Below are 18,976 nucleotides of genomic sequence, written 5' to 3' on the forward strand. Positions count from 1 at the left end.
CATGGTAGCCAAAGCGACGCAGGCGGAAGAGCAGACGGAGACGGCGAGCGAGACCACCGATGGTCCCTTGCTCGACCTTTCCGATGCCGCCGTCAAGAAGATGATCAAGGCCGCCAAGAAGCGTGGCTACGTCACCTATGAGGAACTGAACGCGGTGCTGCCGTCGGAGGAGGTCACCTCCGAACAGATCGAGGACACCATGTCGATGCTCTCCGACATGGGCATCAATGTGGTCGAATCGGATGAGGAGGCGGAAGCCGACAATTCCGACGACGACGACCAGCCGGATGGTGGGGATCTCGTCGAGGCCTCGACGACGGCGGTCGCCAAGACCACGACCAAGGAGCCGACGGACCGCACCGACGACCCGGTGCGCATGTACCTGCGCGAGATGGGCTCGGTGGAGCTGCTGTCGCGCGAGGGCGAAATCGCCATCGCCAAGCGCATCGAGGCCGGCCGCGAGGCGATGATCGCAGGGCTTTGCGAAAGCCCGCTGACCTTCCAGGCCATCATCATCTGGCGCGATGAGCTCAACGACGGCAAGATCCTGCTGCGCGAGATCATCGATCTGGAAGCGACCTATGCCGATCCCGAAGGCAAGGGCAACGGCGGTGATTCGGACGAGGACGGCGACGATGAGGCATCCGAGGATGCCGGGGCCGGCAACGTCGCTTCGACCGGTGCGCCGCGCGCCGAGGCCAAGCCCGCGCCGAAGGGCGAGGGTGAGAGCGAAAGCGAGGGGGACAGCGAGGGCGACGGGGACGACGACGACGAGTTCGAGTCCAACATGTCGCTCGCCGCGATGGAGGCGGAGCTGAAGCCGAAGGTTCTGGAGACCTTCGACCGCATCGCCGACAGCTACAAGAAGCTGCGCCGCCTGCAGGACCAGCACGTCGAGAACCGTCTGCAGAACAAGACGCTGTCGCCCTCCCAGGAGCGGCGCCACAAGAAGCTGCGCGACGACGTGATCGAGGACGTGAAGAGCCTGTCGCTCAACCAGAACCGAATCGATTCGCTGGTCGAGCAGCTCTACGACATCAACAAGCGGCTGATGGGCTATGAGGGGCGTCTGCTGCGCCTCGCCGACAGCTATCACGTCAGCCGCACCGACTTCCTCAAGCAGTACCAGGGTGCCGAGCTCGATCCGAACTGGATCCGCCGGGTGGCCAACCTGTCCTCGCGCGGCTGGAAGGATTTCGTGGCGCGCGAAAAGGACACGATCCGCGAGCTGCGCCAGGAGATCCAGACGCTGGCCTCCGAGACCGGTCTGGAAATCACCGAGTTCCGCAAGATCGTGAACATGGTACAGAAGGGTGAGAAGGAAGCTCGGATCGCCAAGAAGGAGATGGTGGAGGCGAACCTGCGCCTCGTGATCTCCATCGCCAAGAAGTACACGAACCGCGGCCTGCAGTTCCTCGATCTCATCCAGGAAGGCAACATCGGCCTGATGAAGGCGGTCGACAAGTTCGAGTACCGCCGCGGCTACAAGTTCTCCACTTATGCGACCTGGTGGATCCGGCAGGCGATCACCCGTTCCATCGCCGACCAGGCCCGCACGATCCGCATTCCGGTGCACATGATCGAGACGATCAACAAGATCGTCAGGACCTCGCGACAGATGCTGCACGAGATCGGCCGCGAGCCGACCCCGGAGGAGCTGGCCGAAAAGCTGCAGATGCCGCTTGAGAAGGTCCGCAAGGTTCTCAAGATCGCCAAGGAGCCGATTTCGCTCGAAACGCCGATCGGCGACGAGGAAGACAGCCACCTCGGCGATTTCATCGAGGACAAGAACGCGGTGCTGCCGATCGACGCGGCGATCCAGTCGAACCTGCGCGAGACGACGACGCGCGTTCTGGCGTCTCTGACGCCGCGCGAGGAACGCGTGCTGCGCATGCGCTTCGGCATCGGCATGAACACCGACCACACGCTGGAAGAGGTCGGCCAGCAGTTCTCGGTCACCCGCGAGCGTATCCGCCAGATCGAGGCGAAGGCGCTTCGGAAGCTGAAGCACCCGAGCCGCAGCCGGAAGCTCAGGAGCTTCCTGGATAGCTGACAATCGGCGCATTCACGGAACCTGGATAAGCCCGACCATCGTGCCGGGCTTTTCTATTTATTGCCGAGGCGGCGCAGTTTCCGGATGCTCTACGCGTTCAAATCCTTGCGCCCGGTCACCCCTCAGGCGATGGTGCGGCCATGAAAACAGCCGCCATTGTCGCAATCGTCATTGTTCTGGTTCTTGTCGCGGGTTTCTTCGGCTTCGGCCGAGAACGCACCTGGGCGCTTCTGTTCGGTCCCGCCGATCTTGGGCCTGTTCCCAATTTCGCGGAACTGAAGCGGCCAAAGTCGGCGAACACGTTTCTCGCGTGCCCGCCGGAGGTGTGCGTGCGGGCTGAGCCGGACCTGGTGCCGCCGGTCTTTGCCGCCGATCCGCATGCGCTGCGTCAGGCGCTTTCCGCGATCATCGAGGCGGAACCGCTGGTCGAACACGTCGCGGTCGATGACGACGGGCTCGGAGACCGGTATATCCAGCGCACGCCCGTGATGCGCTTTCCCGACACGATCGTCATCCGCTACGTGCCCGTCGATGTCGGGCGTACGACGCTCGTGATCTATTCCCGCTCAAAGCTCGGGAGCAACGATTTCGGGGTCAACGAGAAACGCGTCAGGCGCTGGCTGCGGGCGCTGGAGAGCGCAGTGCCGCCGATTGCTGCGGCATGAACCGGTAACCGACAATCGAAAATGCCGTTAGGGCATGCCGAAAATAGTGCCAAACCCTCGGGAAAACTCGCGAATTGGCCGCATTGTCTCGACCCGTCGCAACTCCCACTATAGAAGTCGGATGGCATCGCCACCGCCTTCTCGGTCGGCGAGGGATGGTCGGATCCTATGAATTCTCTTCTGATAGTCGCAGCTCTCATCACAATCGCGATTGCGATCATCACCTGGTTCGGCGATGGCCGCGAGCGTCTCTGGGAGGTCGTCTTCGGGCCGCCGGAAGAACCGGTCGATTTCGCCGAACTTGATCCTCCACCCGCCTCCCACTGCTTCCTCGCCGCGCCCGAAACCCAACCCCTGCACACCAAGCCCCAGATGTATACGCCGGTCTTTTCCGTCGATACGGCACGGCTGCGTCAGGAAATGCGGCGCATCGTGCGCACCGAGCCGTTGACCGAGCGGGTCGGAATGGACCCCGACTGGCTGGGCGACCGTTTCATTCAGCGAACCCGCTGGCTGAGGGTGCCCGAACTCATTCAGGTGCGCTACATCCCGCTCGATGCTGGCCATTCGACCTTTGCGATCTATTCCCGTTGCCTTGTCCCCGAACACGGGGGCGGCCACAACGAGGAACGGGTGAAACGCTGGATCGCCGAACTGGAGCAGACGCTCGGCGACCGGGCCGAAAAGGCCTGAGGCGCGGGTACTCGACGCAGCGTCGAAAACACGGTTCTATATCGATGGCGAAGAATCGTGGCGTCGGAAAACTTGTCCCTGAAACGAGAGCGGCAGGGCGGGAGACGACGCAGCTCAGCAAGGCGTGAGAACAGGCGATGGCGGTCGAGTTGGTCCTCAGTCCGGATACCGTCCGGATGATCGTGGAAAAGGCGCGGGCCGTCAGCGGCTCGATGCAGGACACCTTCGAGGGCGGCCACGAAGGCGAGGTGGAATTCGACGCGGATAACCTCTCAGAGGCGCACCGTCACGAGGGCCTTGTCGAGGAAGAAGTCGACGATCTGACGGAGGATGAGCTGGTCTCGCTGCTGGAGGACCTGAACGTCGACGAGGCGGCGGAACTGGTGGCGATCACATGGATCGGTCGCGGCGACTACGAGCCGGCCGATCTGGCGACAGCGATCGAGGAAGCGCGCAGCCGTGCGCTCGGACCGACGGCGCGGTATCTCGCGCGCATGGCCTATTTCGCCGATTATCTGGAAGCCGGGCTCGACGCGCTGAATCTCTAGCCTGGGCCTCGCGTTCCAGGCGATGAAGACCCCGCCCGACGCGTCTCGCCGGGAGAGGCGGAAACGTCTACCCGCGAAAGATGAAAGCCGCACCGGCCGCGATGAGAGCGAAGCCGATCAGGTGGTTCGCCGTGACCGGCTCTTTCAGGTAGACGACGGAAAAACCCACGAACACGACGAGCGTTATCACTTCCTGAATCGTCTTGAGCTGGGCGGTCGAATAAACCGTGTGGCCGATCCGGTTGGCGGGGACCGCCAGCCAGTATTCGAAAAACGCGATGCCCCAGCTTGCCAGAACGATCAGCGCCAGCGGGGCCGCCTTGATCTTGAGGTGACCGTACCAGGCGATCGTCATGAACAGGTTCGATCCGATCAGCATGACGATGGGGAGGATATGGGAGAGCGTCGGCGGGAGAGGCATTTTATGGTCACCTGTGCGGCGGGAGCGGGTGTTCTATTGCCGGCGAGACCTGTGGGCAATCGTCTTTTTGAAAACGCCGCTCGCACGGATCGGTTGCGGACGCCAGCCCCGTGAACGGGGGATGTGCGTCGCCCCACTTGCCAGAACATTCTTCCTGGGCTACCGGGGCGTATGACCCGTCTTGCAGCAAACCTTCTTCTGCTTCTCACCGCCTTCATCTGGGGCTCGGCCTTCGTGGCGCAATCCACGGCGATGTCGAGCCTTGGGCCGCTCACCTTCACCGGGTTGCGGTTCCTGATCGCGGCCGCCTGTCTTGCGCCCTTCGCGCTGCGAGAAGCGCGAAAGCACCGCGATGTGCCGGTATCGCGTGCGCATGCGGGCATGTTTCTGGTCGTCGGTCTTGTCTTTCTGTGTGGGATCTCCCTGCAGCAGGTCGGGCTGGTTTACACCACGGTGACGAATGCGGGCTTTCTGACCGGGCTCTACGTGGTGATGGTGCCGATGATTGGCGCCGCGGTCTTTCGCGACATGCCGCATCCGGTCGTCTGGCCCGCTTCCCTGGCCTCGGTCGTCGGTATCTATCTTCTGGGGGGCGGCGGGATCGGGGGGCTCAACTGGGGCGACGGTCTCGTCTTCGCCTGTGCCGTCTTCTGGGCCTTGCACGTGTTGCTTGTCGGGCGTCTGGGCGCGCAGGGGGCCCGTCCGCTGATGCTGTCCTTCGTGCAGTTTGCCATTGTCGGCGCCGGCTCCTTCGTCCCGGGTCTGCTGCTGGAAGGCGTGACCTGGGCGGGCGTGAAGAATGCCTCGTTCGAGCTTTTCTATACGGGCGTCATTTCCGGCGGGCTCGCCTTCACGCTGCAGGTCATCGGCCAGCGCTGGACCAAGGCGGCGGACGCAGCAATCATCCTTTCCGCCGAGGCGCTGTTCGCAGCCCTTTGCGGCGCGATCCTCCTCGGCGAACGGCTGACGCCGGCGGGGCTTGCCGGCTGTGCGCTGATCTTCGTCGCGATCATTGCCGTTCAGATCCTGCCGTTCTTCGGCCGTCGCCGGATCGCCACCCCGCCAGCCCTTTGAACCCGGCGCTTTGAACCCGCGCGCCGTGTGGCGCGCGGGCTCCTTTCGTCATTAGGTTCCGGTCGTCTTGCGCGATCAGTTGGCCTGGCGGATGCGGCCGTCGGTGCGCGGCTCGTAGCCGTCGGCCTTCGAGATATAGTCGGCGACGGCGTCCTCGAGGTTGGGGCCGAAGTCGTAGGCATCCTGGCCGGCCGTGGCGAAGATCGCATAGCCGTCGCCGCCGCCGCGCATGTAGTTGTTCGACACCACGCCGTAGAGCCTGTCCGGTTCGATCGGGGCATAGCCCCCGTCCGTCATGATCTCGACCGACACCACACGTTTGCCGGCGGGCTTGCCGGCGTCCCACACGACTTTCATGCCGGCGACCTGCGGGAAGCGGCCCGCGCCGTCCTCGACCTGCGAAAATCCGTTCTCCAGCGCGGCAAGAACGTCGGATCCCTTGAGGCGGAAGGTCGCCAGCGTGTTCTGGAAGGGCAGCACGGTCAGGACCTCGCCCATGGTGACGTCGCCGGCATCGATGGACGCGCGCAGGCCGCCGCCGTTCTGGATGGCGATGTCGATGCCCTGATCCTTCACCCGCGCGAGCATCGCATCGGCGACGAGATCGCCCATCTCGCATTCCTGCTTGCGGCAGACCTCGCGCGAGCCCTCCACTGCGGCCGTGGTCCGGCCGATGACCTCGTTGCGGATCTCGTCGAGCGGCGCGGCGAGTTCGGCGACGCGCTTGCCGGTTTCGGCATCCCCTATGACGCTCGCGTCCATCAGGATGGGGGCGCCTGCCGCGGAGACGAGATCTCCGGCGTCGTTCCAAACGACATTCACCTCGCCCAGGAACTTGCCGTAGGCAGCGGCCTGGACGATGGCCGTACGGCCGCCTTCCGCGTTGTCGACGAAGGTCGGGTAAGGACCCTCGGCCTTGTCATCGGAGTTGGAGAGGTAGGTGTGAGAGTGGCCGCCGACGATCACGTCTATGCCCGGCACCAGGGCGGCGATCTCCTTGTCGTGCTTGTAGCCGGAATGCGACAGCACGATGATTCGCGTGATACCGGCCGCCTGAAACGCCTGCGTCGCGCCCTTCAGGGTGGCGACGGCATCGAGGAAACGGACATCGTCGCCGGGGGAGGAAAGCTCGCCGGTGTCCTCGGCAGTGATGCCGATCAGGCCGATCTTCTCGCCGCCGACCTCCATCACCAAGGCGCTCCTGAGTTTGTCCTTCAGGGAAGCCTCACGGGAAACGTCGGCATTGGCGAGCAGGATCGGGAAATCGATGGCTTCGATGAAGGCGGAGAGGACCTCGGGGCCGTCGTCGAATTCGTGGTTGCCGACGACCATGGCGTCGTAACCGATCCGGTTCATCAGTTCGGCTGCGGCCTTGCCCTTGTAGTGGGTGAAGAACAGCGAACCCTGGAACTGGTCGCCGCCGTCGAGCAGCAGAACATTGCCGCCGGCTGCGCGGATGGCATCGCGGCGCTCGGTGATCTTGGCCATGAACCGGGCGGAGCCGCCGAAGCACTTGCCGGCCTTGTCGTCCTCAGCGCCGCAGGTGGAATCGTATTTGTTGATCGGCTCGATGCGCGAATGGAAATCGTTCGTGTGCAGGATGGTCAATGCGTAATCGGCACGCGCAGCGCCGCCAAGGATGAGGCCGGCGGCCAGGGTCGCCGGGAAAATAAAGGCATTCCGAAAAATCAACGCAGTCTTCATGTCACGCCCCGTTCTGGCCTGAGGGAAGGTGGCCGATACGGTGCCTTGAACGGGGCGGTGCCGCAACTCAAACCTGCTGCGGCCTGATGTTCCCTCCTAGCCCGCCGGGTCGCGTCGAAACAGGGCGGGCAGGGCGAGGATCGCAGTCGCGAGCCAGCCCAGGATGAGCAGGCTTCCGCCGGTTGGCGCGGCATAGGGAAAGAGCGAGAAATCGAGAAAGGCGCGCGTGACCATGTCGCCGCAGAACAGCATGGTTCCGAGAGTTGTCATCAGCGCGGGCAGGACGGGCAGGGCGATAATGCGCCGGGTGCCGGGCAGGGAAAGCAGGATCAGCAGTGGCGCGTGCGCGAGTGCGATGGCGGCGGCCGAGCGCACGAAATCGGAGCCGTCGACATGTGCCGCGGCTGCGGAAAGCGCAACGCCGGCCGCGCCGGCAAGGCCGCCGGCAATGGCGGGCCAGACGAGAAGAGAAGGGCGGTCTGTCATGCGTGCCTTTCAGAAGGGACGGTTCGAGGGCGGCGTGGTGCAGGCTTTGCGACAGCCCTCCCACGGCCTGTCGCGGTGCGCGGCAAGGGTAGACGAGCCGAAAGAGCTTTCAAGCCTTTCGGCGACGCCGTAGAGTGATGCCATGAAGATCGATGCCGTCACCATTCGCCAGGCTCGACCGGAGGATGCCGGAGTGCTCGCCGACATCCACGATGCGGCGTGGCACGGTGCCTATCGCGGCGTTCTGTCTGGCGTCGAGCTGGAGCGCCTCCTAGCCCGAAGGGGCGTTTCCTGGTGGCATGCCGCCATCCGCTACAAGACGCGCATCCTCGTTCTCGACGTGTGTGGTACGCTGGCTGGCTACGCCACTTTCGGGCACAGCCGGCTGAAGCACCTGCCCTTCGCCGGCGAGATCTACGAGCTCTATCTTCGGCCTGATCACCAGGGCCTCGGCTTTGGCCGGCGGCTCTTCCAGGCCACGCGCGGCGCGATGAACTCCGCCGCGCTGCCCGGTGTCGCGGTGCGCGTGCTGAAGGAGAACCTGCCGGCCCAGGCTTTCTATGAGGCCATGGGCGGCGGTTTGTGCGACGAGAAGGTGGAGCGCATAGGCAAATCCGACATCGCGATCCGGGTCTATGGCTGGGCTGAGCCCGGCAGGGAGCGGTAGGGCTCCGCCGGGGCTCGGTGAAGCTTGGTACCCGGCTGGAATTCATGGCGAATTTGGGCCTCTTCATGCTGCCTGCCGGTGCTTGTCGCACCGGCGAAACCGGAGAGGATCGCCTGTTTTCCGCATCCAGACCTTGCTGCAGCGCATATAATTGGCTTGCACTTTGTCGCAGTCCCCGGCACAAAGCCGGCGAACAGCGGCGGATGCGGAGCACCCACTCCCGCTGCCGGCGATCCGGGCCCACCGGGGCTGCGGATCCAGATCATCTTCAAGCTCAACAGTACGCCGGGCCCGTCGACCGGACCGCAGGGCGTGCCGTGAATCAAGCGAAGGAAGTCGCAACTATGCGCATCGATGCCGTGCCGATCGGAAAGAACCCGCCGGAAGATGTCAATGTGATCATCGAGGTGCCGGTCGGTGGCGAGCCGGTCAAGTATGAGATGGACAAGGCCGCGGGCGCCATGTTCGTGGACCGTTTCCTCTATACGCCGATGCGGTATCCGGGCAATTACGGCTTCGTGCCGCACACGCTCTCCGATGACGGCGACCCCATCGATGTCATCGTCTGCAACCAGCGCCCGGTGGTGCCCGGCGCCATCCTCAACTGCCGACCCATCGGCGTGTTGATGATGGAAGACGAATCCGGCATGGACGAGAAGGTGCTGGCCGTGCCGCACCCCAAGCTTACCCGCCGCTACGACCGGATCAACAGCTACGAGGATCTGCCGGAGATCACCATCAAGCAGTTCGAGCACTTCTTCGAGCACTACAAGGATCTCGAAGACGGCAAGTGGGTGAAGGTGAAGGGCTGGGCCGGCGTCGATGTCGCAAAGCGGCTCATTACCGAGGCGATCGAGCGGGCGAAGAACGAGAAGGCCTGAAAGGTCGGAACATCATGTGACGGCTGACCCGCTGCCGGAGTGCGGCGCGGGCCGGTTCGAGCGTTTCCGGAAGCGGGGGCTTTGCTCCCGCTTTTTCCGTTTTTCCGGCGTCGTGTCGATCAGATCGCACAGATCTGGTCGGACTATGCTCTAGGTATTGATCTGGAGCGGTTTCTTGTCGATCAGGCGGTTTCGTCTGAACGGAAAGCGCTTTAGCCCCAATCCTCCCAGCGCGGGCGCAGGCTCGCCAGCATGCGACGGGCGAAGTGGCGCCACATGGCTGCGACCACCACGACCATCGCGACGAAGGCGATCCAGGCCGCGCCGAGCGCGAGCCCGGTATTGACCGGCTCTGTCGCGGCAAATGCCAGAACCGGCGTGAATGCGAGTGCCGCGGCGGCGAGGCCTGCGGCCATCGGGCCGCGCCGCACGTGCAAGCCACGATGGCCTTGCACCGCGATCCTGCCACGGTCGTCGAGCCGGGCCCCCACCCGAACTGTCTTCGGTTCGCTCAGGTTCGCCCCGAAGGGCACGCTACGGTGATACTGCATGGGACCGTCCCCTGTGGTCCGTTTACTGACAAGGCCGATTATCCCGGCGATTGGGCCTCGACCGTGCCGGGATTGGGACTTCTGCGGTGTGTTTTGGGGACGAAATTGTGGCGCCGGTGAACACTGTGGCGCAATCGGGGCGGGCCGGTCGACGTGCGGCCGTTTTCTGCGCTTTCGGTTTACGCGAGAGTGTTAAAGCGAGGCGATCTCGGAGGCCGGGCAAAGGATCGTGCGGCGGACGGGCTCCAGAAGATCGTTCTCGAAGCGATCGAACAGCGCGCCGACATAGCCGAGCCGGTTATGGGTCTCGTAGCCTTCGCGGGTCTCCCAGGTCTGCACGACGACGAGATCGGTCTTCGATCTGTCGGTGGTATAAATGTCATAGGCCAGGCAGAGGTCCTCCTCGCCGCTCAGCGCGGCCACGACGGAAAGGGCATCGACGAGATCTTCCCGGCGTTCGGCCCTTATGCTCACGTGGAACAGGATCGTCACGTTGGTCATGACCATCTCCCGCGGCAGGGTATTGGGCGACTGCGGACGTGGCCCGTCACGGTTGCGAACATGTGGCTCTCCCCGCCGTCACAGCAGCGTGTGCTCGGTTTCGATGGTGAAGGTTCGGTAGACGCTCGGCTGGGCGACGTAGGGTGCGGTCTCCTTCAGGTAGTCCTGCAGATGGCGGGAGGCGAAATGAGCCGCCATAGCCTCCTTATCGTGCCAGCGGATCGTAACGATCAACTGGCATGGGGTGGTGGGGGAGGCGTGTATCGCGTGCTCAAGCCGCCCGAGTTCGTCTTGGAGACGGTCGATCAGCTCGCGTGCGGCCCGAAGAAATGCCTCGCGGTACTCCGGCTTGGTGTCGATCTGGATGATGGAGTAAAGCTTTGTCACGGCGCCTTCCGTCAGCGTTCTTGTGAGTGGGCCGCGTTATGCGGAGCGGTTGCCTTTTCTCCGGGGCGTCGGCGATGCACGTCCGGCCCGATCATCGGACGGGCTTGGCGGCCTCGTCTCTCGGACTTGACCCTCACACCGGGCTCGCCTCTACGGGTCACCATGTTTCACATGTATCCTAACGTATCATCGTATCCGGATTGGTGGAAATTTCGCTGTTGAGGTTAACGATACGGCCGGTGCCGGTATCAGACTGCGGGCGGTCGAACGCGCGCAGCTATTCAGGCTGTTGCGCGCGGGCGCGAGGCGGCATAGGGTCCGTGCGCCGTTTTTTGATTGACGGCGCCAATCCTCACGGAGAACAGAACTATGGCTTTTCTTGCCGACTCGCTTTCCCGGGTGAAACCGTCTGCGACCATCGCGGTCACCAACAAGGCGCGGGAACTGAAAGCAGCCGGACGCGATGTTATCGGCCTCGGGGCCGGTGAACCGGATTTCGATACCCCGGAGAACATCAAGCAGGCAGCAATCAAGGCGATCACGGACGGCAAGACGAAATACACGGCGGTCGACGGTCTGCCCGAGCTGAAGCAGGCAATCGTCGACAAGTTCGCCCGCGAGAACGGTCTGACCTACAAGACCTCCGAGATCACCGTCGGCACCGGCGGCAAGCAGGTTCTCTACAACGCCCTGATGGCGACGCTGAACCCCGGCGACGAGGTGCTGGTGCCCGCGCCTTACTGGGTGAGCTACCCGGATATGGTGCTTCTGGGCGGCGGAACGCCTGTTCCCGTCGATACCACCATCGAGAACGGCTTCAAGGTGACCCCGCAGGCGCTTGAAGCCGCGATCACGCCCAAGACCAAATGGCTGATCTTCAACTCGCCCTCCAACCCGTCCGGCGCGGCCTACACGCGCGGCGAACTGGAGGCGATCGCCAAGGTGCTCATGAAGCATCCCCATGTCTGGGTGATGACCGACGACATGTACGAGCACCTCGTCTATGACGATTTCGAGTTCACCACGATCGCGCAGGTGGAGCCGGGCCTGAAGGACCGCACGCTGACGGTCAATGGCGTGTCGAAAGCCTATGCGATGACCGGCTGGCGTATCGGCTATGCCGGCGGGCCGGGCGAGCTGATCAAGGCAATGGCGAAAATCCAGTCGCAGTCGACCTCCAACCCCTGCTCGATTTCGCAGTGGGCCGCGGTGGAGGCGCTCACCGGGCCGCAGGACTTCATTCCGAAGAACGCGGAGATCTTCAAGGGGCGACGCGATCTGGTCGTCTCGATGCTGAACCAGGCGCAGGGACTGAGCTGTCCGTCGCCGGAAGGCGCCTTCTATGTCTATCCCTCCTGCGCGGGGCTGATCGGCAAGACGACGGCTTCGGGAAAGAAGATCGAGACGGACGAGGACTTCGTCACCGCGCTTCTCGAGGACGAAGGGGTCGCGGTCGTGCAGGGCTCGGCCTTTGGGCTCGGCCCGAACTTCCGCGTCTCCTATGCGACCTCCACGCAGGCTCTGGAAGAGGCATGCACCCGTATCCAGCGTTTCTGCGGAAACGTGCGCTGACGCCTGCCCGATAGGGAAAATCACGGAACCCTCTACCGGACCGAGCGTTGGTCTGCCGAAGCGATGAACGGCCCGTCCCGGGCGGAAACGTCCGGGACAGGCCGGTGAAGCCAGGCTACGGCCGGGCCCGGCGCCAAGTCTCCGGACCTTGATACATGAGGGATTTCGATGACCAGACATATAACCGCGCTCCTTGCCACTGCCGCTGCCACAGCAACGGTTGCCGGTGCGCTTGCGGTCACGCCGGCCGCGGCGGCTGAGGATCCGGGCGTGAAGGTCGGCGTGCTCAATTGCACCGTCGACGGCGGGTCCGGCTTCATTTTCGGATCCTCCAAGGATCTTACTTGCGTCTTCAGCCCCGTTTCCGGGCCTGATGAGGCCTACCACGGCAAGATCACCAAATACGGTATCGACGTCGGCGAGACCGGCGTGACGAAGATTTCTTGGGGCGTTCTTGCTCCGGCTGCCGATGTGGAAGCGGGAGCGCTCGAAGGCGACTATGTCGGCCTTTCGGCGGAAGCGACGGTCGGCGGCGGCGTCGGCGCGAACGCGCTTATCGGCGGCCTCGACAAGTCGATCGCACTCAATCCCGTCTCCGTTCAGGTGCAAAACGGCCTCAACGTGGCCGCCGGCATCGCCTCGCTCAAGCTGACCGCGACGCGCTGAACTGTCCCGGGCGCTCAGGTGCTGCCGGAAGCGGCGATGCACGCAGGAGGTGTGGAATGTCGTTGAAAGCGGTTGCACTGATCGCTGCGATCCTGCCGGCCCTCGTTTCGGGGCCGGCAGTCGCGCAAGGGGCCCAGGAAAGCGCGCCGGCACAGGGAACGCCGCGCGTTCCGGGCGCGCAGGGGCAGGGCAGTGACGAGGGCCAGGTTAAACTCGGTTTGCTCGATTGCGCCATCAAGAGCGGCGACGATGGCCTCCTGCAGTCGGCGAAGGATCTCTCCTGCACCTTCGATCGCGGTGCAGACCAGCCGCCGGATGTCTATTTCGGGCAAATCCGCAGGGTCGGTCTCGATCTGGGCAAGACGGAAGGCGGCGTGATCCGCTGGTTCGTCTTCGCGAAGACGGATGAGGTCGGTGCGGGTGCGCTTGCCGGCGATTATGTGGGCGTTTCGGCCGAGGCGACGCTCGGCGTCGGCATCGGTGCCAATGCGCTCGTCAGCCAGGGAGATCAGACCATTGTGCTGCAACCGGTGAGCTTGAACAGCCAGGTCGGTATCAACCTTGCCGCCGGCATCACCGAACTGGAACTGCGTTCTCTGAACTAGGCGGTGGCCCCGGAGCCCGTCTTTCCGGAGTCTCTGCGGAAAGACATGAATTCGGTGGCTTATTTGTAATTGTGCCACACACGCGGGCGTTGTGACGTCTGAAGTCATATTAGCGATTTAAATCGATTGCCTTGCATGGCATGAGATCGGGCTCATGAAGTGAGGGGCTCGATTTATGTCTGCGTGTCTTCGTATCCTTTTCGCCACAGCCCTGTGCGGGGTTGCAACGTCCGCTATTGCGGGCTCGGCCAGCGCCGCCGGTTTCGAAGCGCCTGGATTGTCTGGGGCACCTGCGGTTTCCGGCGTGAACGGCAAGATCGCCGCCAGCTTCGGAGCTGTCAACGATGCCGGGGCGGGAACGATCTTCGGTTCCTTCGTAACGCCGCTGGGCCATTCCTTCGGCCTGCAGCTCGACGGATCGGTCGCGTCCACCGATGGCGATGGCAGCTATGGCGTCGGCGCGCACGCATTCTGGCGTGATCCGGCCGCCGGCCTTCTTGGCGTCTATGCCTCCTATTCGGGCTTCGACGGCGATCGCGATGTCAACCTGGGCATCGTGGCGGCGGAAAGCGAAGTCTATTTCGGGCGCCTGTCTCTGGAGGGGCTTGCGGGCGTCGATTACGGCTATGGCGATACCGACCTCTTCGGCGCCGTCACGGCGGCCTTCTATCCGATCGACGATCTGCGTCTTTATGCCGGCTACCTCAATGTCACCGGCGACAATTTCGCCTCGATGGGTGCGGAATGGCAGCCCGACTTTGCCTTTGCGCGCAATACCAGCCTGTTTGCCGACGGTCTGGTCGGCGAGGATGACGCATGGAGCGTGATGGGCGGCGTGCGGTTCTATCTGGGTGGGGGGACCAAGTCGCTGATCCGTCGTCACCGCGAGGACGATCCGGGCGATCTCGGTCTGCGCGCTCTCGGCCAGGCGCTTGACCGTCTGCAGGAAAAGAAAGAGCCTGAATCGGACGGGTTTGTCTGCCCTCCGGGCTCGGTTAAGACGTCTTGGGGGTGCCTATATTAGGGGGGCGGTCCCATCGCGGGACACAGCATAATACTGCAGCGAGGCCGGGCGATTGCCCGGCCTTTTGTCGTCCGAGAGAATGGTTGCCGGGGCCGGCGGCGCTATCTCGGGACCACGGCTCCGGTGGCCGGATCGATGGCGGAATAGGGGAGCTTCGCCGCCTTCCAGGCGTTGAAGCCGCCGCCCATATGGGCCAGCGGCGCGATTCCGGCTTGCGCGCAACGGTCGGCGATGGCCTTGGAGCGGATGCCGGAGCCGCAGTGGAAGACGATCGGCTTGCCGGTCTGCACCGGCAGCTTGCCCGGATCGAACGACGACATCGGGAACAGCATCGCACCGGCAATGTGCTCGAAGGAGTATTCGGCCGGCGTGCGCACGTCGATCAGAACGATCTCGTCGCGATCGAGGCGCTCCTTCACCTCTTCGGGCGTGAGGACCTGCAATTCCACGCCGCTGACAGTTTCCGTCTTCATCACGAAATGCTCCGTTGGTTGGTAATCTCCCGACAAGACGGTCGCGCCGCCACGGGAGCCCGGTATGCGAAGGCTGCGCAGACGCGTGTGTCTGCTGCCGCCCATATTCCGGGTCTGGAATATTTCGCTCAAGGGTTAGCACTTTCCCGCAACCCGGAAAAGCAGCGGCCGGAAAAACGCTCGCGGTTTCCGCGCCGCGACATCGGATTCCCTTGCGCATCGAAAGCTTGGCTGAGACGATGGGTTCGGGCCGGTGCACATAGCCCCGGTTTCCCCTATCGCGGAGGATGGACGCTTACGAACAAATAGGGAACAATCGACTCGGGACATGAGCTCTCCGCAGCGTCCATCGCCTTTCTCGCACCCGAGAACAGAAGGAGAGACCATCATGGGAGACGCCAACGGCAGAGTAGCCGGGCCCCGGTGCATTGCGCTGGTCGGTCCGTTCGCAAGCGGCAAGACCTCGCTTCTGGAAGCGATACTGGCGCGCACGGGGGCCATCCAGCGACAGGGAACGGTCTCCCAGGGCAACACGGTGGGCGACGCCTCGCCCGAGGCGCGGGCCCATGCGATGAGCGTGGAGGCGAATATCGCCGAAACCACCTTCATGGGGGATGCCTACACCTTCATCGATTGCCCGGGCTCGGTGGAATTCCTGTTTGAGACGCAGGGCGTGCTGGCCGGCGTCGATGCGGCCGTGGTGGTGGCGGAGGCCGACGAGAAGAAGGTTCCCGCGCTTCAGCTCATTCTCAAGCAACTTGAGGAACGCGGCGTCCCGCACATGCTGTTCCTCAACAAGATCGACAAGGTGGACGGGCGGGTCCACGACATCCTTACCATGTTGCAACCGGCATCCGCGGTGCCGATGGTGCTGCGACAGATCCCCATCCGCAAGGACGGTCGAGTCGCCGGCTTCATCGATCTCGCGCTGGAGCGCGCGCACATCTACCAGGAACAGGCGGAAAGCGAGGTGATCGATTTCCCTGCTGACGAGCGCGAGCGGGAACTGGAAGCGCGCTTTGAAATGCTGGAGGCGATCGCGGACTACGACGACGCGCTGATGGAGCAGCTGCTGGAGGACATCCAGCCCGAGGCGGACCGCGTCTTCACCGATCTGGTCAAGGAAACGCGGGATGGTCTCATCTGTCCGGTGTTCATGGGGTCGGCGGAGCATGGCAACGGGATCCTGCGCCTGATGAAGGCCTTGCGGCATGAAGCGCCGGCTATCGACGACACCTGCGTGCGGCTCGGGCTTGCGGAGAATACCGGATCCGTCGTGCAGGTGCTGAAGACGCTGCATACGCCGCATGCCGGCAAGCTCTCGATCGTGCGGGTGCTGGAAGGCACGATCGGCGACGGTGCTGTGCTGATGCGGTCCGACGGTGCGGAGAGCCGGGTTTCCGGCGTGCTGAAAGTCGTGGGCACCCAGGCGAGCAAGCGCGGGCCGGCGGGCCGCGGCGAGACAGTGGCGCTCGGCAAGCTTGAGACGGCCCAGACGGGTGACACGCTGAAGCTCGACGGCGCGCCGGCCGCCAATCTCACGATGCTGGAACCGCCCGAGCCGGTGATGGCGTTTGCCGTCAAGCCGGGCGACCGCAAGGACGAGGTGAAGCTGTCAGCCGCCCTGTCGCGGATCGTGGAGGAGGATCCCTCGCTGATCGTGGAGCAGGTGCAGGATACGGCCGAAACGCTGCTGCGCGGGCAGGGCGAGATGCACCTGCGCGTCGCACTGGAGCGGTTGACCGGCAAGTACGGCATTCAGGTCCAGACCGGGCAGCCGCACATTCCCTACAAGGAAACGATCCGCGCCAGCACCAGCGTGCGCGGGCGGCACAAGAAGCAGTCCGGCGGCCATGGCCAGTTCGGCGACGTGGTGCTGACGATCGCGCCGCTGCCGCGCGGCGAGGGCATCGTCTTCTCCGACACGATCACCGGCGGCGTCGTGCCCAAGCAGTACATCCCGTCGGTGGAGGCCGGGGTGAAGGATTATCTGCGGCAGGGACCGCTCGGGTTCCCTGTTGTCGACATCGCCGTGACTTTGACGGACGGGTCGTATCACAGCGTCGACAGCTCGGATCAGGCCTTCAAGGCGGCGGCCCAGGTCGGCATGCGTGAAGGCATGGACGCCTGCAAGCCGGTTCTGCTGGAGCCGATCATGCAGGTCGTGCTCAATTGCCCCAGCGAGGCGACGGCGAAGATCAACGCCATGGTCGCCGGACGGCGCGGACAGATCCTCGGCTTCGACGCCCGACCGGACTGGCCGGGCTGGGACCAGGTGAAGGCAACCATGCCGGCGGCCGAAATCCTGGATCTGATCGTGGAAATGCGCTCGGCCACGGCGGGCGTGGGCAACTTCACGGCCCGGTTCGATCATCTTTCGGAACTGACCGGCAAGCTCGCGGAGCAGGTGCTGCAACGGCACGGCCGTCAGGCGGCCTGAGGGTCTGGGGGCGACGCGGGCCAGCATATCGGCGCGGGAAAAGGAGCAATGCGGGCGGCCTCGCCGCCCGCATTGCCGTCACAAGGGCATGCGCCACGATGCCGGCGATTTGGGGCGATGCGGGGTGCGGCCACGGGTCGGCCGCATAACGGGTCGAAGTCATTCGTCGGGTGCATGGCTTGAGCTGAGATGTTTTGCTCAAAAAATGTGCGCCGGCCAAAATTTGATCGTTTGGCCAAATATGTCTGAATATACGAATTGAGCCGGTCGGTTGGCGGCTTCACGCGTTCGCCGGTCCTGCGTTCGGCGATTACTGTCGGCTGTTTTGCGGATTTTGGGGAGAAGCCGGCCCTGAAAGAAAAGAAGCCGGGCTCGCGAAGAGCCCGGCAGTTCTGACCACGAGAAACTCGTGGACATTCACCTTCCAGAGGGAACAGATGGCTGAAATCGGCGCGTCGCAGGGAGGAGGTTGCGACGGCCCAGAACCATCAGACACTGCCTATATGCGCAGCACAGGCTGCCCAAACAACTATCAACGGCGCAATTCTGATATGCGTGCACCGCATGGCGATGTCATAAAGTCGCCATCCGAGCCGCAGACCGGAGGCGGCCCCTCAGTAAGTCCAGTGTTCGGCGTTGGAGAGAAGGAAGTCTCGGAAGGCGGTAATGCGTGCCGTGTTCTTCAATTCCGATGGATAAACGAAATATGTGTCGAAGCTCGGCACGTCCGCGCCGGCGATAAGCTGCACCAGGCCTGATTCGGGATCGATCAGATAGTCCGGCAGCAGGGCGATGCCGATGCCGCGCTGTACCGCCCGCTTGATCGCCACCACGTTGTTGACCCTGAGCGTCGCCCGCCGCTTCTGTCCTTCCGGCATGCCGGCCGTCTCCAGCCAGTTCATCTCGCGCAGATAGAGCGGTGCCTTTTCGCCGAAGCTGATCAGGCGGTGATTGTCGAGATCGCGTTCCGTGACCGGGCTGCCGAAGCGCTTGAGGTAGGTGGGCGAGGCGTAGAGATGGAAGTGGACGGTGAAGAGCTTGCGCTGGATCAGGTCCGGCTGCACGGGCTGGCGCAGACGGATGGCGACATCGGCCTCGCGCATGGAGAGGTCGAGCTCGTCATCGGTCAGCAGCAGTTCGAGATTCACGTCCGGGTAGAGATCGACGAAATCGTTGAGCCGGGAGGTGAGCCACGTGGAGCCGAGGCCGACGGTGGTGGTGATGCGCAGCAGGCCCGACGGCTTGCCCTTGGTGTCGGTCAGCCGCGACTGGACGGCCTCCAGCTTGCGCAGCACGTCCTGGGCGGTGCGATAAAGCATCTCGCCCTGCTCGGTCAGCAGCAGACCGCGGGCGTGGCGGTGGAACAGCGAGACGTGCAGTTCCTGTTCGAGGGCGGAAACCTGGCGGGACACGGCCGACTGGCTCATGTGCAGCATGTCGCCCGCATGGGTGAAGCTGCCCGCTTGTGCCGCGGCGTGAAAGATCCGCAGTTTGTCCCAATCCATTTCCAGCCCCTCTTCCGGCGCGTCCTGTCTGCGTACTCGGCAGGGGAGGCGATGCTCCCT

The 18,976-nt window shown here is 63.8% G+C and carries 20 protein-coding genes; 12 read left to right on the top strand and 8 right to left on the bottom strand.

The window, feature by feature from the left end:
* Position 1: 1 nt before the first annotated feature.
* The 4 genes from rpoD (at position 2) to V2L18_RS19080 (ending at position 3,959) form a co-directional block, all read left to right on the top strand.
* Positions 2–2,053: an RNA polymerase sigma factor RpoD gene (gene rpoD / locus V2L18_RS19065; protein WP_336179903.1), complete on the top strand. Its 2,052-nt coding sequence runs from the start codon at positions 2–4 to the stop codon at positions 2,051–2,053.
* 140 nt (positions 2,054–2,193) lie between these two features.
* Complete coding sequence (locus tag V2L18_RS19070; protein WP_336179904.1) at positions 2,194–2,718, top strand: DUF1499 domain-containing protein; 525 nt, start codon at positions 2,194–2,196, stop codon at positions 2,716–2,718.
* 168 nt (positions 2,719–2,886) lie between these two features.
* Entirely contained in the window at positions 2,887–3,411 is a 525-nt protein-coding gene (locus V2L18_RS19075; RefSeq protein ID WP_336179905.1) for a hypothetical protein, read from the top strand.
* A gap of 137 nt (positions 3,412–3,548) precedes the next feature.
* Positions 3,549–3,959 carry a DUF3775 domain-containing protein gene (locus tag V2L18_RS19080; protein ID WP_336179906.1) on the top strand — a complete coding sequence of 137 codons (411 nt, stop codon included), beginning with the start codon at positions 3,549–3,551 and terminating at the stop codon, positions 3,957–3,959.
* Positions 3,960–4,026: 67 nt separating this feature from the next.
* On the opposite strand, the gene V2L18_RS19085 is transcribed toward V2L18_RS19080, so the two are convergent.
* Positions 4,027–4,380, bottom strand: coding sequence for a DMT family protein (locus V2L18_RS19085; RefSeq protein ID WP_336179907.1), 354 nt, complete (start codon positions 4,378–4,380; stop codon positions 4,027–4,029).
* Between the two features lie 171 nt (positions 4,381–4,551).
* Here V2L18_RS19085 and V2L18_RS19090 point away from each other — a divergent pair, with 171 nt between their 5' ends.
* Positions 4,552–5,454 carry a DMT family transporter gene (locus tag V2L18_RS19090; protein WP_336179908.1) on the top strand — a complete coding sequence of 301 codons (903 nt, stop codon included), beginning with the start codon at positions 4,552–4,554 and terminating at the stop codon, positions 5,452–5,454.
* A gap of 75 nt (positions 5,455–5,529) precedes the next feature.
* Here the strand turns inward: V2L18_RS19090 and V2L18_RS19095 are convergent, their stop codons facing one another.
* Together V2L18_RS19095 and V2L18_RS19100 are read right to left on the bottom strand one after the other, a co-directional pair.
* Entirely contained in the window at positions 5,530–7,158 is a 1,629-nt protein-coding gene (locus tag V2L18_RS19095) for a bifunctional metallophosphatase/5'-nucleotidase (protein ID WP_336179909.1), read from the bottom strand.
* Between the two features lie 96 nt (positions 7,159–7,254).
* Positions 7,255–7,644: a DUF423 domain-containing protein gene (locus V2L18_RS19100; protein ID WP_336179911.1), complete on the bottom strand. Its 390-nt coding sequence runs from the start codon at positions 7,642–7,644 to the stop codon at positions 7,255–7,257.
* 142 nt (positions 7,645–7,786) lie between these two features.
* Between V2L18_RS19100 and V2L18_RS19105 the strand changes: the two genes are divergently transcribed.
* Together V2L18_RS19105 and ppa are read left to right on the top strand one after the other, a co-directional pair.
* Positions 7,787–8,311, top strand: a complete 525-nt coding sequence (locus tag V2L18_RS19105; protein ID WP_336179912.1) for a GNAT family N-acetyltransferase — start codon at positions 7,787–7,789, stop codon at positions 8,309–8,311.
* Positions 8,312–8,655: 344 nt separating this feature from the next.
* On the top strand, positions 8,656–9,192 hold the full coding sequence (gene ppa / locus V2L18_RS19110) for an inorganic diphosphatase (protein ID WP_336179913.1): 537 nt from the start codon (positions 8,656–8,658) through the stop codon (positions 9,190–9,192).
* Positions 9,193–9,404: 212 nt separating this feature from the next.
* Here ppa and V2L18_RS19115 read toward each other — a convergent pair whose 3' ends face one another.
* The 3 genes from V2L18_RS19115 to V2L18_RS19125 form a co-directional block, all read right to left on the bottom strand.
* Positions 9,405–9,743, bottom strand: a complete 339-nt coding sequence (locus V2L18_RS19115) for a hypothetical protein (RefSeq protein WP_336179914.1) — start codon at positions 9,741–9,743, stop codon at positions 9,405–9,407.
* A 192-nt stretch (positions 9,744–9,935) separates the two neighbouring features.
* Positions 9,936–10,244, bottom strand: a complete 309-nt coding sequence (locus tag V2L18_RS19120; RefSeq protein ID WP_336179915.1) for an antibiotic biosynthesis monooxygenase — start codon at positions 10,242–10,244, stop codon at positions 9,936–9,938.
* A gap of 78 nt (positions 10,245–10,322) precedes the next feature.
* Positions 10,323–10,631, bottom strand: a complete 309-nt coding sequence (locus tag V2L18_RS19125; protein WP_336179916.1) for an antibiotic biosynthesis monooxygenase — start codon at positions 10,629–10,631, stop codon at positions 10,323–10,325.
* A gap of 369 nt (positions 10,632–11,000) precedes the next feature.
* Between V2L18_RS19125 and V2L18_RS19130 the strand changes: the two genes are divergently transcribed.
* From V2L18_RS19130 to V2L18_RS19145, 4 genes are all read left to right on the top strand, one after another.
* Positions 11,001–12,203, top strand: coding sequence for a pyridoxal phosphate-dependent aminotransferase (locus V2L18_RS19130; protein WP_336179917.1), 1,203 nt, complete (start codon positions 11,001–11,003; stop codon positions 12,201–12,203).
* A 168-nt stretch (positions 12,204–12,371) separates the two neighbouring features.
* Entirely contained in the window at positions 12,372–12,869 is a 498-nt protein-coding gene (locus V2L18_RS19135) for a DUF992 domain-containing protein (RefSeq protein WP_336179918.1), read from the top strand.
* 56 nt (positions 12,870–12,925) lie between these two features.
* Positions 12,926–13,474: a DUF992 domain-containing protein gene (locus V2L18_RS19140; protein ID WP_336179919.1), complete on the top strand. Its 549-nt coding sequence runs from the start codon at positions 12,926–12,928 to the stop codon at positions 13,472–13,474.
* A gap of 277 nt (positions 13,475–13,751) precedes the next feature.
* Positions 13,752–14,498 (top strand): hypothetical protein, encoded by a 747-nt coding sequence (locus tag V2L18_RS19145; RefSeq protein ID WP_336179920.1) that lies wholly within the window; start codon positions 13,752–13,754, stop codon positions 14,496–14,498.
* Between the two features lie 101 nt (positions 14,499–14,599).
* Here the strand turns inward: V2L18_RS19145 and V2L18_RS19150 are convergent, their stop codons facing one another.
* Positions 14,600–14,971: a rhodanese-like domain-containing protein gene (locus V2L18_RS19150; RefSeq protein WP_336179921.1), complete on the bottom strand. Its 372-nt coding sequence runs from the start codon at positions 14,969–14,971 to the stop codon at positions 14,600–14,602.
* Positions 14,972–15,359: 388 nt separating this feature from the next.
* Between V2L18_RS19150 and V2L18_RS19155 the strand changes: the two genes are divergently transcribed.
* Entirely contained in the window at positions 15,360–17,411 is a 2,052-nt protein-coding gene (locus V2L18_RS19155; protein ID WP_336179922.1) for an elongation factor G, read from the top strand.
* 614 nt (positions 17,412–18,025) lie between these two features.
* Here the strand turns inward: V2L18_RS19155 and V2L18_RS19160 are convergent.
* Entirely contained in the window at positions 18,026–18,916 is an 891-nt protein-coding gene (locus V2L18_RS19160) for a LysR family transcriptional regulator (protein ID WP_336179923.1), read from the bottom strand.
* Positions 18,917–18,976 lie beyond the last annotated feature (60 nt).

Origin of the sequence: Breoghania sp. JC706 (assembly GCF_037026715.1) — a bacterium.
Taxonomy (GTDB): Bacteria; Pseudomonadota; Alphaproteobacteria; order Rhizobiales; family Stappiaceae; genus Breoghania.

Coding starts and splice junctions, on each gene's coding strand:
- rpoD (WP_336179903.1), top strand. CDS start 2: ATGGTAGCCAAAGCGACGCAGGCGGAAGAGCAGACGGAGACGGCGAGC.
- V2L18_RS19070 (WP_336179904.1), top strand. CDS start 2,194: ATGAAAACAGCCGCCATTGTCGCAATCGTCATTGTTCTGGTTCTTGTC.
- V2L18_RS19075 (WP_336179905.1), top strand. CDS start 2,887: ATGAATTCTCTTCTGATAGTCGCAGCTCTCATCACAATCGCGATTGCG.
- V2L18_RS19080 (WP_336179906.1), top strand. CDS start 3,549: ATGGCGGTCGAGTTGGTCCTCAGTCCGGATACCGTCCGGATGATCGTG.
- V2L18_RS19085 (WP_336179907.1), bottom strand. CDS start 4,380: ATGCCTCTCCCGCCGACGCTCTCCCATATCCTCCCCATCGTCATGCTG.
- V2L18_RS19090 (WP_336179908.1), top strand. CDS start 4,552: ATGACCCGTCTTGCAGCAAACCTTCTTCTGCTTCTCACCGCCTTCATC.
- V2L18_RS19095 (WP_336179909.1), bottom strand. CDS start 7,158: ATGAAGACTGCGTTGATTTTTCGGAATGCCTTTATTTTCCCGGCGACC.
- V2L18_RS19100 (WP_336179911.1), bottom strand. CDS start 7,644: ATGACAGACCGCCCTTCTCTTCTCGTCTGGCCCGCCATTGCCGGCGGC.
- V2L18_RS19105 (WP_336179912.1), top strand. CDS start 7,787: ATGAAGATCGATGCCGTCACCATTCGCCAGGCTCGACCGGAGGATGCC.
- ppa (WP_336179913.1), top strand. CDS start 8,656: ATGCGCATCGATGCCGTGCCGATCGGAAAGAACCCGCCGGAAGATGTC.
- V2L18_RS19115 (WP_336179914.1), bottom strand. CDS start 9,743: ATGCAGTATCACCGTAGCGTGCCCTTCGGGGCGAACCTGAGCGAACCG.
- V2L18_RS19120 (WP_336179915.1), bottom strand. CDS start 10,244: ATGACCAACGTGACGATCCTGTTCCACGTGAGCATAAGGGCCGAACGC.
- V2L18_RS19130 (WP_336179917.1), top strand. CDS start 11,001: ATGGCTTTTCTTGCCGACTCGCTTTCCCGGGTGAAACCGTCTGCGACC.
- V2L18_RS19135 (WP_336179918.1), top strand. CDS start 12,372: ATGACCAGACATATAACCGCGCTCCTTGCCACTGCCGCTGCCACAGCA.
- V2L18_RS19140 (WP_336179919.1), top strand. CDS start 12,926: ATGTCGTTGAAAGCGGTTGCACTGATCGCTGCGATCCTGCCGGCCCTC.
- V2L18_RS19150 (WP_336179921.1), bottom strand. CDS start 14,971: ATGAAGACGGAAACTGTCAGCGGCGTGGAATTGCAGGTCCTCACGCCC.
- V2L18_RS19155 (WP_336179922.1), top strand. CDS start 15,360: ATGGGAGACGCCAACGGCAGAGTAGCCGGGCCCCGGTGCATTGCGCTG.
- V2L18_RS19160 (WP_336179923.1), bottom strand. CDS start 18,916: ATGGATTGGGACAAACTGCGGATCTTTCACGCCGCGGCACAAGCGGGC.